The following is a 13,293-nucleotide window of genomic DNA, read 5'->3' on the forward strand; positions in this document are numbered from 1 at the left end:
CCCCCTTTGACGCACCGCTGTAACATGGCACACGTAGCGCCGCCCTGGGGGTTGGATTAGACACTCGATGCGATTGCAACTCGACGCGCGCGCGCGCCGCTGGCTGGGGCGGCTGCCCGTCGTCAACCTCTACTCGCTCGCCGAGCTGGTGCTGATGGCCGTGCTCGCCGCGCAGCTGGCCCGGCTGTTCTGGGCGATCGCGACCCCCGTCGATCCCCTGGGCGAATGGCGTCCGGCCCCCGTCGTCATCCCCGGATCGCCCGTCGATACGCTCACCTCGTTCGACCCCTTCTTCCGGCTCAGCGGCGCGGCCGCCGGTCCCGCGGTCGTCACCTCGTTGCAATTGAAGCTGTTCGGCATCCGCATCGACGACGCGACCGGGCGCGGCGCGGCGATCGTCGCGGGACCCGACGGTCTCCAGCGCAGCATATCCGTCGGCGAGGAAGTGTCGCCCGGCGTCCGCCTGACCGCGGTCGCGTTCGACCATATCACGCTCGACCGCGGCGGGGCGAGCGAGGACCTGTTCCTCGATCAGTCGACCCAGGTCACGCCCGTCCAGCCGAGCGCGCCCGCGACCGCCGGCGGCGCGCCCGGTCCCGCGGGCGTTCCCGTCGCTAGCCTGCGCCAGGAGGTCGGTTTCATCCCGCGCATCGACGCGGGGCGGGTGAGCGGCCTCGTCCTCCGATCGCAAGGTACCGGCGCGGTGTTCGCGCAGGCGGGGCTCCAGAACGGCGACGTGCTCGTCTCGATCGCGGGGCGTCCGGTGACCGGCCCCGACGACATCGACCGGGTCGCGCGCGATTTCGCGAATGGCGGCAACCTTCCCATCAGCGTCGAGCGCGGCGGCCAGACGCTGCCCCTCGCCATCACGATCGCCCCGCCGCAATGACCAACCTCCGCCTACCGTTCCTCGCCATAGCGCTCGCGGCGGCCACTCAGCTGACGGCCCAAACGACCCTGAACGTCCGCGACGCCGACATCCGCGCCTTCATCGCCGATGCCGCCAAGGTGACGGGCCGCACCTTCATCATCGACAGCCGGGTGCAGGGCAAGGTGACCGTCGTCACCGACCGCCCGCTGTCGCGCACCGAGTATCTCGAGGTGTTCCTGTCGACGCTGCGGTCGAACAGCTTGATCGCGGTGCCGACCGGCAACGGCGCGTTCCGCGTCCAGCCGCTCGACGGTGCGGCGACCCAGCCCACGCGGGTGGGTTCCGCGGGCGCGTCGCGCAACGCCTTCGTGACCGAGATCGTCCGACTACGCTCGATCGACGCGCAGTCCGCGCTCGACACGGTGCGCCCGCTCGTAAGCCAGCAGGGATCGGTCACCGCCAACCGCGCGGGCAACTCGATCGTGCTCGTCGATTTCGCCGACAACATCCGCCGCATCCGCGAGGTGCTGCGCCGGGTGGACACCGACAACGCCTCGACCCGCGTCGTCACGCTCCGGAACGCGGGCGCGCGCGAGATCGCCGTCGCGCTGCAGGCGTTGGGGCAGGCGGGCGCCCAAGGGGGAGCGCAGGGCGCGCAGTCCGCCTCGGTCGTCGCGGTCGAGAGCGCCAACTCGATCGCGCTCAGGGGCGACGCGCCCACCGTCGCGCGCCTCGCCGCGATCGCCGCCGAGCTCGACCGCAAGGCGCGCAACGGGACCGAGATCAAGGTCGTGTTCCTCCAGAACGCCGACGCCGAACAGCTCCTGCCCGTCCTCCAGCAGCTCGTCGGCCAGACCCCCGACCAGCCGACGCAACAGACGCTCGGCCGCGGCAATTTCAGTGGCGGCGGGACCGGCGGCGCGAACAACAGCGCGGGCGTAGCGCCCTCATCACCACCGCCGGTCCAAGCCTCGTCCGGCGGCGGAGGCGGTGGCCAGACCGGGGCCGAGCCCGCCATCTCGACGCAAGGGGGGCGCACCGCCGCCGTCGTCACGCGCTTCGCCGGCGCGAACGCGATCGTCATCGCCGCGCCGGCCGACATCCAGCGCCAGCTGAACGAGGTCATCAGCCAGCTCGACACCCGGCGCGAGCAGGTGCTGGTCGAGGCGATCATCGCCGAGGTGTCGGACGCGACCGCCCAGCGGCTTGGCGCGCAATTCCTGCTCGGCAACCTGTCGGGCGGCGCGTTCGCGGCGTCGACCTACGCCAACACCGCGCCCAACATCCTGACCATCGCCGGCGCGATCGGCGCGCGCGAACTGGGCACTCAGACGACGACGATCAACGGGAATAACGTGATCACGGGCACAAACAACGCTGCGAGCGATCAGCTGGCGCAGACGGCGATCCAGTCGATCCTAGGCACCAGCGGCGGCTTCGCCGGGTTCGGCGGTGCGGTCGGCGACACGATCTTCGGGGCGATCATCAACGCGGTGAAGAGCGACACCGCCTCCAACCTGCTCCAGGCGCCACATCTTCTCACGCTCGACAATCAGCAGGCGTCGATCCTGGTCGGGCAGGAGATTCCCATCACGACCGGACAGGCCTTGAGCAACAATTTCGACAACGCGTTCCGGACGGTGCAGCGCGAGAATGTTGGTATCCAGCTCGATGTCCGGCCGCAGGTGAACGCCAGCGGCGTGATCAAGCTGCAAGTCCGCCAGGAGATCAGCTCGATCGCCGGACCCGTCTCCGCCGACAATTCGGAGCTGATCCTCAACAAGCGGGCAATCGAGAACACCTTCACCGTTGATGACGGCCAGATTGCGGTGATCGGCGGCCTGTTGTCCGACGAGGAGCGCCGCACGATCGAGAAGATCCCGTTCCTGGGCGACCTGCCGGGCATCGGCGGGCTGTTCCGTTCGAAGGCGCGATCGCGGACCAAGACCAACCTGATGGTGTTCATCCGCCCGACGATCCTGCGCACCGCCGCCGACAGCCGCCGCATGACCGAACAGCGTTACGGCTATCTCCGCCAGCTCCAGGGCTATGCGATCCCGAACGCCGAGCCCTCGATCGACCAGCTGGTGCGCGATTACATGGGCGCGGCGCCCCCGATCCCGTCCGCGCCGAGCCCGGGCAACGTCGAGGACCCGAACATCGCCGCGCCGGTGCAGCTTCGATCGACGACGACCACCAGGCGGGTGCGGACGCGGTGAGCGACCGGTTTGACGGCTTCGCGCGACGCCTGCGCGGGAGTATGGAGGCGGCGTGACCGAGCCGCGCTCCCCGCCGACGACCGCCGCGCCCGACGGCGCGCTCGCGTTCGGCGACGCGGCGACCGAGCGCGACGTGCTGATCCGCCGCGGCGGCGACGACGGCGACGAAGCGCTGGCCATCCTCCACGCCGCCCATGCGACCGAGGCGGACGCGCTAGAACTCGCCGCCGATACCGTGGCCACCGACCGCGTGGTCGCCGCGCCTTCGGTCGCGCCGATCGTTCCGGTCCCGGCGATCCCGTATCTGTTCGCTCGCCGCTTCGGCACCGTGCTGCGTCACACGGGAGTCGACGGCCCGCTCACGATCGGCCTGCGCGAGGGTGCGGACCCGCGCGCGCTGATCGAGCTCCGCCGCCATCTCGCGCGACCGTTCGACGTTGAGATTGTCGACGCCCCCGCCTTCGACCGCCTGCTATCCGACGCGTATGCGATGGACGGCCAGGCCAACGCGCTCGCTGCGGTCGGGATGGGCGACGAGCTCGACCTGCTCGCGGGCGACCTGCCGACCGCCGAGGACCTGCTCGACACCGCCGACGACGCCCCCGCCATTCGCCTGATCAACGGCGTCATCGCCGACGCCGCGCGGAACGGCGTGTCGGACATCCATATCGAACCCTACGAGTCCGGTCTCGTCGTCCGCATGCGGATCGACGGCGTGCTGCGCGAGACGCTCCGCATGCCGCCGCACGTCGCACCCGTCGTGGTCAGCCGCATCAAGGTCATGTCGCGCCTCGACATTGCCGAGCGGCGCGTGCCGCAGGACGGGCGCATGGGCCTGACGCTCGGGGGCAAGCTCCTCGACGTGCGTGTCTCGACGCTTCCCAGCCGCGCGGGTGAGCGCGTCGTTCTCCGCATCCTCGACAAGGACAATGCCGGCATCGACATGGAGGCGCTGGGCCTCACCCCCGCGGTCGAGCGCGTGCTGGCCGACGTGCTCGCCGAGCCCAACGGTGTGCTGCTCGTCACCGGGCCGACCGGATCGGGCAAGACCACCACGCTCTATTCCGCGCTCCGTCGCCTGAACGACGGCAGCCGCAATATCCTGACGGTCGAGGACCCGGTCGAGTACGCGGTCGACGGCGTCGGTCAGACGCAGGTCAATCCCAAGGTCGGGCTGACCTTCGCGGCGGGCCTGCGCGCGATCCTGCGCCAGGATCCGGACGTCGTGATGGTCGGCGAGATCCGCGACCGCGAGACCGCCGAGATCGCGGTCCAGGCATCGCTCACGGGGCATCTCGTCCTGTCGACGGTGCACACGAACGACGCGGTCGGCGCGATCACGCGGATGCGCGACATGAAGGTCGAGCCGTTCCTGCTCGCCTCGACGCTCCGCGCGGTCATCGCGCAGCGCCTCGTCCGCCGGCTGTGCCCCGACTGCCGCCGCGCCGTTCCCGCCCGCGATACGATCGCGCCGATGATCGGGATCGAACCCGACGCGGTCGTCTACCAACCGACCGGGTGCGCCACCTGCAACCAGACCGGCTATAAAGGCCGCGTCGGCGTGTTCGAGGTGGTGCGCGTCGACGACACGATCCGCCGCTTGATCAACGAGACCGGCGACGAGGCCGCGATCGCCGCCCACGCCTTCGCCCGCAGCGACACGCTGGCGAGCGCGGCGCGCGAGCTGGTGCGACGCGGGGTCACGACCCCGGAGGAGGCCGTCCGCGTGGCCCGCCGCGATGCGACCGACGTGCCGGACGTCGTCCCCGAACTGGTCGCCGTCGATGGCTGACTTCGACTATCTTGCGATCGACACGCGCGGGCAGGAGCGGCGGGGGCATCTCGCCGCCGCCACGCTCGACGCGGCGCGATCGGCGCTCGACGCCAAGCGGCTGTATGTCGTCCGTATCGAGCCGGGCACCGCGCCGCCGCCCGCCAAGGGCCGCCCGCTCTTCGGGCTCCAGCTCGGCGCAGCCAAGATGTCGGGAAAGCAGCTGACCCTTTTCACCCGCCAGCTCGCCACGCTCAACAGCGTCTCTCCGCTCGAGGAGTCGCTCCGCACCATCACCCGCCAGACCGAGCAGGAAAGCGTCCGCGCGATCGTCGCCCAGGTCCATGCCGGCGTCGTCGAGGGTCGTCGTCTCGCCGACGCGATGGCCCGCGCGCCCAAGTCCTTTCCCCCGCTCTACCGCGCGATGGTCGCGGCCGGCGAGAGCTCGGGGACGCTCCCGACCATCCTCGAACGCCTCTCCGCGCTCCTCGAACGTCAGGCCGAAATACGCGGCAAGATACTGACAGCACTTGCTTATCCCATCATCCTGGCGGTCGTCGCGATGGGCGTCGTGCTGGCGCTGATGATGTTCGTCGTGCCGCAGGTCGTCGAACAGTTCGACACCGTGGGCCAGGAGCTGCCCCTCCTGACCCGGATGGTCATCGCCCTGTCCGACTTCTTGGTCGGCTATTGGTGGCTGCTGATCCTTGGCGTGACCTTGGTGACTTTAGGGACCTGGTACGCGCTCAAGAACCCGGCCATCCGCCTGTCCTTCGACAGCCGGATGCTGCGGCTGCCGTTGCTCGGCCGGCTGATCCGCGACCTCCACGCCGCCCGGCTTGCGCGGACGCTCGGCACGATGGTCGCCAGCCGGCTGCCGCTGCTCGAGGGGCTGACGCTGACCGCGGGCACCATCCACAATCGCCGCCTGCGCGCCGCCTCCGACGAGATCGTCGAAAACATCCGCGGCGGCGGCAGCCTGTCGACCGCGATGCGCCGCACCGGCGTCTTTCCCCCGCTGCTGACGTATCTCGCCGCGAGCGGGGAAGCGGCGGGACGGCTCGACGAGATGCTCGAACGCTCCGCCGATTACCTGGAAAAGGAGTTCGACCGTTTCACCGCGACGGCGCTCTCGCTCCTCGAGCCCGCGATCATCGTGCTGATGGGCGGCATCGTCGCGACCATCGTGCTGTCGATCCTGCTGCCGATCCTCCAACTCAACACTCTAGCCGGTCAGTGAACATGTCCCAGCGTACCGATCCCAAGAAGCGCCACCGTCGCGAGAGCGGTTTCACCCTCGTGGAACTCATGGTGGTGGTCGTCATCATCGGCCTGCTCGCCACGATCGTCGCGCTCAACGTCCTGCCCTCCGGCGACACCGCGCGCGTGCAAAAGGCGAAGGCGGACATCGCCACGATCGAGGATGCGCTCGAGCTCTACAAGCTTCAGAACATCAGCTACCCGACCACCTCGCAAGGGCTTGCCGCGCTCTCCGCCGCGCCCGCCGGCCTCACCGATCCGTCGCGCTATCAGGCGGGGGGGTATCTCAAGCGCCTGCCCGACGACCCTTGGGGTAAGCCCTATTTGTACGCCTCGCCCGGCGAGCACGGACAGACTGACATCTGGAGCTTCGGCGCGGACGGCAAGGAAGGAGGCGAGGGGATCGATGCCGACATCACGAGCTGGCAATAGAGAGGCCGGCTTCACGCCTTTGCGGCGTTACGCCGAACACGGCTTCACGCTGATCGAACTGATGGTCGTGGTGACGCTGATCGGCATCGCCTCGGCCGTCGCGGTGCTGGCGATCCCCGACCCGCGCGGCCGTCTGCTCGACGAGGCGGAACGGTTCGCCGCGCGTACCCGCGCCGCGCAGACGCAGGCGATCATCGCCGCCGCGCCCGTCAGCGTGTGGATCACGCCGGGCGGTTACGGCTTCGACCAGCGCCGCGGTGGGGCCTGGACCCCGATCGCCGACAAACCCTTGCGCGTCGAACGCTGGCGCGAGGGAACGCGCGCCGATCTGCCCGCCTCGGGACGCGGCCGCGTGACGTTCGACGCGACCGGCCTCGCCGACCAGCCCCTCGATCTGCGCCTCACCCGCGACCGCGCCGCCGCGCTGGTCCGGGTCGAGGCCAACGGCAGCGTGCGTGTCGATGCGGGCTGATGCCCGGGCCGAGGGGGGCTTCACCCTTATAGAGATCATGGTCGCGCTGGTCGTGTTCAGCCTCGCGGCGATGGCGCTCATCCGGCTGGAGGGCGCGACGATCCGCAGCGCGGGCGTGCTCGACCGGACGATGCTGGCCCAGATGGTCGCGCGCAACGTGGCGATCGAAGCGGTGACCGAGGGGCAGGTACCGCCAAGCGGCGCGACGCGCGGCGCGGAGGTCAATGGCGGCGCGCGGTGGAGCTGGACTCGGACAGTGACGCCCACAGGCGATCCCCGGATCGTGCGGGTTGACGTGGCGGTAGCGGACCCGACGGGGCAGGTGCTCGGCCGGTTGACGATGGTGCGTCCGCCGACCCCGACCGTCACGGTCAGCACCTCGTGAAGAATACCCGAGAACAGGGCTTCACGCTGGTCGAAGTGCTCGTCGCGCTAATGATCTTCGGCATGATAGCGGCGGCCGGGGTCGCGATGCTCTCCTTCAGCGTCCGCGCGCAGGGCGCGACCAAGGCCAAGCTCGACGACGTCGCCGCGCTCGGCCGCACCGCGTCTATCCTATCGGCGGACCTCGCCCAGGCGATCGATCGCCCGACCCGCGACGAGGCGGGAACGCGCCTTCCCGCGTTCCTGGGCGAAGCGGGCGGATCGGCCTCGCCCATGCTCCGCGTCGTGCGCGGCGGGTGGAGCAACCTCGACGGCGCGGCGCGACCGGGGGTGCAGAAGGTCGCCTATCGCGTCGCGAATGGCACGCTGGAGCGGCTCGCCTATCCCATGCTCGACGGCGCGGCCTCGCTCGCGCCCGCCGCGCTTGTCACCGGGCTCGCCGACGCGCGCCTGCGCTACCGCTACCGGGGAGCATGGAGCGATCGCTGGGACGGCGCGAATGGCGCGCCATTGCCGTCGGCGGTCGAGCTGCGCTTGATCCGGACCGACGGGCGCGAGTATCGCCAGCTGTTCCTTGTCGGGTCGGGTTACGCACCCCCGCCACGCGAGCCCGCATCGACGGAGCGCCCCGTTGGCCGTACCTGACCGCGAGCGCGGGGCCGCGTTGCTGACGGTGTTGCTGCTGGTCGCGATCGTCTCGATCCTGGCAACGACCGCGCTTGAGCGGCTGCGGCTCTCTACCCGCGCGGCAGGCAACGCCGCCGCGATCGAGCAGGGCAGGGCCTACGCAAACGCCGCCGAAACGCTCGCGCTGGTGCGCATCGGCCGCCTGCTCGGCGCGAGTCCCGACCGCGTCACGCTCGCGGGCGGTTGGAGCAATCGCCCGTTCGGGTTGCCGGTCCCCGGCGGCAGCGCGACCGCGCGCGTCACCGACGGCGGGGGCTGCTTCAATCTGAACGGCCTGGTGACGCGCGGACCCGATGGCGTGTTTGTCGTCGATCCGATCGCCCGCACGCAGTTCGCCCGGCTGATGCGCCTGACAGACATTCCAGCGCAGGTTGCGGAGCAGGTCGCGTCGGGCGCGGCCGACTGGATCGACTCGGACGATCAAGTCCAACCTCAGGGCGCGGAGGACAGCGCCTATCTGCGCGGCGAAACACCTTACCGGACGGCAGGCACCCTGATGGCTGACCCGAGCGAGCTGCGCGCGGTCGCAGGCGTCACGCCCGCACTCTACACTGGCCTGCGCCGTTGGATCTGCACGTTCCCGATCGCTGAGCCCGCGACGCTCAACGTCAATACACTGACGCCCGAGCAGGCACCGCTGGTCGCGATGCTGTTCCCCGACACGCTGACGGTCGATCTAGCGCGCCAGGCGCTCCTTCGTCGCCCGCCGCAGGGGTTCGACAGCGCGGCGCAGTTCCTGAACGCGATCAGCGCGAACGGCGGCGTCACGCCCGACGGCGGCGGCAAGGGACTGGGCGTCACCTCGCGCTGGTTCGCGCTGCGCATCGACGTCGCGCTCGGCGATGCGGCGGTGGAGGAACGCGCGCTAGTCGACGCGAACCGCTTGCCCGCGACCCTCGTCTCGCGGCAATGGGGCGAACAGTCGTGAGCGCCACCTATCTCTTTCTCCCCTCGGGCGACCGCCCGTTCCGCTGGGCGCGCGTCGAGGACGGTGCGCTCGTCGAGGGGGAGGGCGTGCCCGCCGAGCCCGGCGACGTGATCGCGGTCGCCCCCGCCGACGCGGTCGCGCTTCATTGGGCCGAACTGCCGAGCCGCTCGACCGCGCAGGCGACCGCCGCCGCACGCTTGCTCGTTGCCGACGCGAGCGCGGAGGCGGTGTCGGACTTGCACGTCGCGATCGGCCGCGCCGATGATAAGGTCGGGAGCCCCGGCGACCGTCCCATCGGCGTCGTCGGGGTGGACGCGATGCGGCGCTGGCTCGTCGATCTGGCGCAGGTCGGCGTCGATCCGGTCGCGATCGTCCCCGCCCCCATGCTCATCCCCGCGCCCGAGCAGGGCTATGCCCGCGCCGAGCTGGGCGGGCAGGGCATCGTGCGCGGCCCGGCCACGGGCTTCGCCGACGAAGCGCGGCTGACCGAGCTGCTAACCGGCGGCGTCGCGCCCGAGACGCTGGGACGCGGCGACATCGCGGCGGCGCTCGGACGGCCCGGCTGGACGCTCGATCTGCGCCAGGGGCTGTTCGCGCGTCGCCGCCGCGTCGGGATCGACTGGCGGCTGGTCCGTCGCCTGGGCTGGTACGCGCTCGCGATCCTGCTCGTGACGTCGTCGATCAGCCTCGCGCGCCTGGCCCGCTATAGCTTCGGCGCGGACCTGCTCGAGGCGCGCGCCGACACCGTCGCCGCGCAAGGCCTGCCGCGCGGGAGCACCGTGACCGACGCGTCGCGCCAGCTGGACGAGCGGCTCGCCGCGTTGCGCGGTCCCGGCCAAGGTTTCACCGCGACCGGCGCCGCCGCTTTCGCCGCGATCCAGTCAGTGCCCGGCTCCGAGCTGACCACCTTGTCGTTCGAGCCCAACGGATCGCTCCGCCTAGGCATCACGACCGCGACCGAGGCGTCTGTCACCGATCTGAAGAGCGCGATCGAGCGCGCGGGCTTCGCGGTTGCGGCGGGAACGTTCCAGTCGGCGGGCGGGCGCGTGTCCGGCGAGTTCACGGTGTCGCCGCGATGACGTCGCTTCGCACTTGGTTCGACGGCCGATCGCTTCGCGAGCGTCGTTTGCTGCTCGCGATGCTGGCGCTCGCGGTGGTGACGCTGGCCTGGGCGGGGGTGATCCGGCCGATGGGCGACCGCCTCGCGAGCGCGCGCACCCGCCACGCCGACGCGGTGATCCGGCTGGGAGAAACGCGCGCGCGGATCGACGCCGTGCGGCTGATCCAGCGCGGCGGCGCGGGACGCCTCGTCGCGCCGATCGCGGAGGAGGTGCGCGCACGCGCCGCCGAGGCGGGGTTCACGCTGCTCAGCGTCGACCTGGACGGTCCCGACCGCGTCCGCGTGGCGGTACAGTCCGCGCGTCCCGGCGCGCTCGCGGGGTGGCTCGCCCGGCTGGAACGTCGCGGGCTCCTGGTCGACTCGGCCGCCTTCACCCCCAACCCCGACCGCACCGTCGGCGCGACGCTGACGCTCCGGAGCCGCGCGACATGAGACGGATCGCTCTTCGCACCAGGCTCGCGGCACTGATCGGCGCGGGCATGCTGATCGCGTTGCTCGTCTTTCTGCCAATGCGACTCGCGCTCGGCTGGGTTGGGCTGGGTGAGCAGGGGCTGGTCGCACGCCGCGTGTCGGGGAGCATTTGGGGGGCGACGCTGACGGAGGCGCGGTTCGGCGACCTTACCCTCGGTGACCTCTCCGCCCGGCTCTCGCCGCTCCCATTGTTCCTCGGCCGCGCACGCGTCACGCTCGCCGGACCCGACCTGACTTCCTCCGCTCCGCTGAGGGCGGCGCTGACCGTCAGCCGCCACGCGATTGGCCTCGACGACGCCACTGGCAGCCTGCCGACCGGGCGTGTCTTCGCGCCGTTGCCGGTGACCACGCTCGACCTCGAAGACCTGACCGTCCGCTTCCGCGACGGTCGATGCGAGGCGGCGGAGGGTCGCGTCCGCGCCTCGCTCGCCGGGGAGGCGGCGGGGGTGCCGCTTCCCACAAGCGTATCGGGCGCGGCCCGGTGTGACGGCGGCGCGCTGCTGCTGCCGCTCGCCAGCCAGGCGGGGACGGAGGCGATCGCGCTCCGCGTCGAGGGCGACGGCCGCTACCGCGCCGACCTGACGGTCCAGTCGACCGACCCCTTGCTGGCGGGTCGGCTCGAAGCCGCCGGGTTCACCGCGGGCGCGGGCGGATACCTGCTTTCGATCCAGGGGCGTTTCTGACGCGCTTGACTAGGGGGAGAGCCGCCCGCTAGGGCCGCGTCCTCTCGTGGCGATCGTAGTTCAATTGGTTAGAGCGTCGGCTTGTGATGCCGGATGTTGCGGGTTCAAGTCCCGTCGGTCGCCCCACCACCTCTTCCGAGTAACCGGCGCATGACCACCGGCTGGGGTTTTCCCGATTTCGACGACCATGAGGCCGTCCACCTGTTCTCCGATCCGCAGTCCGGGCTGCGCGCGGTCATCGCCATCCATTCCACCAAGCTTGGCCCGGCGGCGGGCGGCGTTCGCTTCTGGCGGTACGCGCGCGAACCCGACGCGATCACCGACGCGCTGCGCCTGTCGCGCGGCATGAGCTTCAAGAACGCGATGGCCGGCCTGTCGATGGGCGGCGGCAAGGGCGTGCTGCTCGCGTCCGGCGAGGGGGCCAAGACCCCCGCGCTGCTCGAAGCGTTCGGCCGCGCGATCGACTCGTTGTCGGGCCGGTACGTCACCGCCGAGGATGTCGGCATGACCACCGGCGATATGAGCACCATCGCCGGCTCGACCAAGTACGTGTCCGGCCTACCCGTCGCGCGCGGCGAGGCCGGGGGTGATCCCGGGCCGTACACCTCGCTCGGTGTGTATCTGGGCGTCAAGGCGGCCGCCGCGCGCAAGCTGGGCGCGACCGATATGAAGGGTGTGCGCGTCGCGATCCAGGGCGTCGGCTCTGTCGGCGGCGGGCTCGCGCGGCTGCTCGCGGCGGACGGCGCGGTGCTGACGCTCGCCGACGTGGACGCCGCGCGTGCGGAGGCGCTGGCCGAGGAGTTGGGCGCGGCGACCGCGACGACCGGCGCGATCTTGTCGTCGCAGGTGGACGTCCTCAGCCCCAATGCGCTCGGCGCTATCCTGACCGAAACGACCATCGGCACGCTATGCGCCAAGGTCGTGGCGGGCGGCGCGAACAACCAACTCGCCAAGCCCGAGGACGGCCGCCGCCTCCATGAGCGCGGCATCCTGTATGCGCCCGATTACGTCATCAACGCGGGCGGGATCATAAATGTCGGCCTGGAATATCTGGGGCAGGGCGACGAGGCCGAGGTCAAGGCCAGGATCGCGCGAATTCCCGAGCGGCTGGGCGAGGTCTGGGACGAAAGCGACCGCGCGGGCCGCCCCGCCGCCGAAGTCGCGGACAGCATCGCCCGTCGGCTGATCGGCCGCTGATTCAGGTTGCCGTGGACCTTGGGCCGGGGTGACGGATGGGTGTCGCCGCCCTACATATGTTCTTGACCGTGCATGCCCTTCACGCCCTTGCCAATCCGGCGCGTTTCCTCAGGATCGCCCGCCCGCTGACCCCCTTGCTGTTCTGGGCGGGGGCGGCGCTGGTCGCGATCGGCTGCTGGGCCGGACTGGTCCGGACACCCCCCGACTACCTTCAGGGCGAGACCGTCCGCATCCTCTACATCCATGTCCCCGCCGCTTGGCTCAGCATGGGCGGCTGGTCGGGCATCGCGATCGCGAGCATCTCCTTCCTTGTCTGGCGGCATCCGCTGGCGCGGATCGCCGCGCGCGCGATCGCCGTGCCGGGCGCGGTATTCGCGGCGCTGTGCCTGGTCACCGGTTCGATCTGGGGGCGACCGACATGGGGTACCTGGTGGCAATGGGACGGTCGGCTGACCTCCATGCTGCTGCTGCTGTTCGTTTATCTCGGCTACATGGCGCTCTCCCGCGCCGATGCCGATCGCGGCGGCGACGGGCGGATACCCGCCATCTACGGTATCGCGGGCACCTTGTTGCTGCCGATCATCCGCTATTCGGTCGTGTGGTGGAATACGCTCCATCAGGGACCGAGCATCGGCCTTACCCGGTCGAGCATCGATGCGTCGCTGTTATGGCCGTTGCCGATAATGCTCGCCGGCTTCACCCTTTTGTTCGCCGCGATCGTGCTGATGCGTATGCGCGCCGCGCTTGCGACCGCGCGCGCCGAGGCGCGGCTGCGGCGGATGGCGCGCGCATGAACCA

At 70.8% G+C, this 13,293-nt stretch carries 14 protein-coding genes and 1 tRNA gene; all 15 read left to right on the top strand.

Features of this window, described 5'->3' with window-relative positions:
* Positions 1–67: 67 nt before the first annotated feature.
* The 15 genes from ACFE71_RS00530 (at position 68) to ccmC (ending at position 13,289) form a co-directional block, all read left to right on the top strand.
* Positions 68–889, top strand: a complete 822-nt coding sequence (locus ACFE71_RS00530) for a type II secretion system protein N (RefSeq protein WP_375426858.1) — start codon at positions 68–70, stop codon at positions 887–889.
* Positions 886–3,090, top strand: a complete 2,205-nt coding sequence (gspD, locus tag ACFE71_RS00535; protein WP_375426859.1) for a type II secretion system secretin GspD — start codon at positions 886–888, stop codon at positions 3,088–3,090. Before ACFE71_RS00530 ends, gspD begins: the two co-directional genes overlap by 4 nt.
* A 235-nt stretch (positions 3,091–3,325) precedes the next feature.
* Positions 3,326–4,882 (top strand): GspE/PulE family protein, encoded by a 1,557-nt coding sequence (locus tag ACFE71_RS00540; protein WP_375426893.1) that lies wholly within the window; start codon positions 3,326–3,328, stop codon positions 4,880–4,882.
* The gene (gene gspF / locus ACFE71_RS00545; protein WP_375426860.1) at positions 4,875–6,101 is read left to right on the top strand and encodes a type II secretion system inner membrane protein GspF; all 1,227 of its coding nucleotides are present in this window, start codon (positions 4,875–4,877) and stop codon (positions 6,099–6,101) included. Before ACFE71_RS00540 ends, gspF begins: the two co-directional genes overlap by 8 nt.
* Positions 6,102–6,103: 2 nt before the next feature.
* On the top strand, positions 6,104–6,553 hold the full coding sequence (gspG, locus tag ACFE71_RS00550; protein WP_375426861.1) for a type II secretion system major pseudopilin GspG: 450 nt from the start codon (positions 6,104–6,106) through the stop codon (positions 6,551–6,553).
* A complete protein-coding gene (locus tag ACFE71_RS00555) occupies positions 6,528–7,025 on the top strand; it encodes a GspH/FimT family pseudopilin (protein ID WP_375404302.1) in 498 nt (165 codons plus the stop codon). Before gspG ends, ACFE71_RS00555 begins: the two co-directional genes overlap by 26 nt.
* Entirely contained in the window at positions 7,015–7,410 is a 396-nt protein-coding gene (gene gspI, locus ACFE71_RS00560; protein ID WP_375426862.1) for a type II secretion system minor pseudopilin GspI, read from the top strand. The genes ACFE71_RS00555 and gspI overlap by 11 nt, the downstream gene beginning before the upstream one ends.
* On the top strand, positions 7,407–8,054 hold the full coding sequence (gspJ, locus tag ACFE71_RS00565) for a type II secretion system minor pseudopilin GspJ (RefSeq protein ID WP_375426863.1): 648 nt from the start codon (positions 7,407–7,409) through the stop codon (positions 8,052–8,054). Before gspI ends, gspJ begins: the two co-directional genes overlap by 4 nt.
* Positions 8,041–9,024, top strand: coding sequence for a type II secretion system minor pseudopilin GspK (gene gspK / locus ACFE71_RS00570; RefSeq protein ID WP_375426864.1), 984 nt, complete (start codon positions 8,041–8,043; stop codon positions 9,022–9,024). The genes gspJ and gspK overlap by 14 nt, the downstream gene beginning before the upstream one ends.
* The gene (gene gspL / locus ACFE71_RS00575) at positions 9,021–10,103 is read left to right on the top strand and encodes a type II secretion system protein GspL (protein ID WP_375426865.1); all 1,083 of its coding nucleotides are present in this window, start codon (positions 9,021–9,023) and stop codon (positions 10,101–10,103) included. The genes gspK and gspL overlap by 4 nt, the downstream gene beginning before the upstream one ends.
* Positions 10,100–10,576, top strand: coding sequence for a type II secretion system protein GspM (gene gspM / locus ACFE71_RS00580; RefSeq protein WP_375426866.1), 477 nt, complete (start codon positions 10,100–10,102; stop codon positions 10,574–10,576). Before gspL ends, gspM begins: the two co-directional genes overlap by 4 nt.
* Complete coding sequence (gene gspN / locus ACFE71_RS00585; RefSeq protein WP_375426867.1) at positions 10,573–11,298, top strand: type II secretion system protein N; 726 nt, start codon at positions 10,573–10,575, stop codon at positions 11,296–11,298. Before gspM ends, gspN begins: the two co-directional genes overlap by 4 nt.
* Positions 11,299–11,347: 49 nt before the next feature.
* Positions 11,348–11,424 (top strand) — tRNA-His (locus ACFE71_RS00590).
* Positions 11,425–11,448: 24 nt separating this feature from the next.
* Positions 11,449–12,495 carry a Glu/Leu/Phe/Val dehydrogenase gene (locus tag ACFE71_RS00595; protein WP_375426868.1) on the top strand — a complete coding sequence of 349 codons (1,047 nt, stop codon included), beginning with the start codon at positions 11,449–11,451 and terminating at the stop codon, positions 12,493–12,495.
* Positions 12,496–12,551: 56 nt separating this feature from the next.
* Positions 12,552–13,289 (top strand): heme ABC transporter permease CcmC, encoded by a 738-nt coding sequence (gene ccmC, locus ACFE71_RS00600; RefSeq protein ID WP_375426869.1) that lies wholly within the window; start codon positions 12,552–12,554, stop codon positions 13,287–13,289.
* The last annotated feature ends 4 nt before the right edge of the window (positions 13,290–13,293 follow it).

The organism is uncultured Sphingomonas sp. (assembly GCF_964237155.1).
Lineage (GTDB): Bacteria > Pseudomonadota > Alphaproteobacteria > Sphingomonadales > Sphingomonadaceae > Sphingomonas.

What these genes read in the sequence shown, in the direction of transcription:
- ccmC (WP_375426869.1), top strand. Translation starts at nt 12,552, where the DNA reads ATGTTCTTGACCGTGCATGCCCTTCACGCCCTTGCCAATCCGGCGCGT.
- gspN (WP_375426867.1), top strand. Translation starts at nt 10,573, where the DNA reads ATGAGACGGATCGCTCTTCGCACCAGGCTCGCGGCACTGATCGGCGCG.
- gspM (WP_375426866.1), top strand. Translation starts at nt 10,100, where the DNA reads ATGACGTCGCTTCGCACTTGGTTCGACGGCCGATCGCTTCGCGAGCGT.
- gspG (WP_375426861.1), top strand. Translation starts at nt 6,104, where the DNA reads ATGTCCCAGCGTACCGATCCCAAGAAGCGCCACCGTCGCGAGAGCGGT.
- ACFE71_RS00530 (WP_375426858.1), top strand. Translation starts at nt 68, where the DNA reads ATGCGATTGCAACTCGACGCGCGCGCGCGCCGCTGGCTGGGGCGGCTG.
- gspF (WP_375426860.1), top strand. Translation starts at nt 4,875, where the DNA reads ATGGCTGACTTCGACTATCTTGCGATCGACACGCGCGGGCAGGAGCGG.
- gspI (WP_375426862.1), top strand. Translation starts at nt 7,015, where the DNA reads ATGCGGGCTGATGCCCGGGCCGAGGGGGGCTTCACCCTTATAGAGATC.
- ACFE71_RS00595 (WP_375426868.1), top strand. Translation starts at nt 11,449, where the DNA reads ATGACCACCGGCTGGGGTTTTCCCGATTTCGACGACCATGAGGCCGTC.
- ACFE71_RS00555 (WP_375404302.1), top strand. Translation starts at nt 6,528, where the DNA reads ATGCCGACATCACGAGCTGGCAATAGAGAGGCCGGCTTCACGCCTTTG.
- gspD (WP_375426859.1), top strand. Translation starts at nt 886, where the DNA reads ATGACCAACCTCCGCCTACCGTTCCTCGCCATAGCGCTCGCGGCGGCC.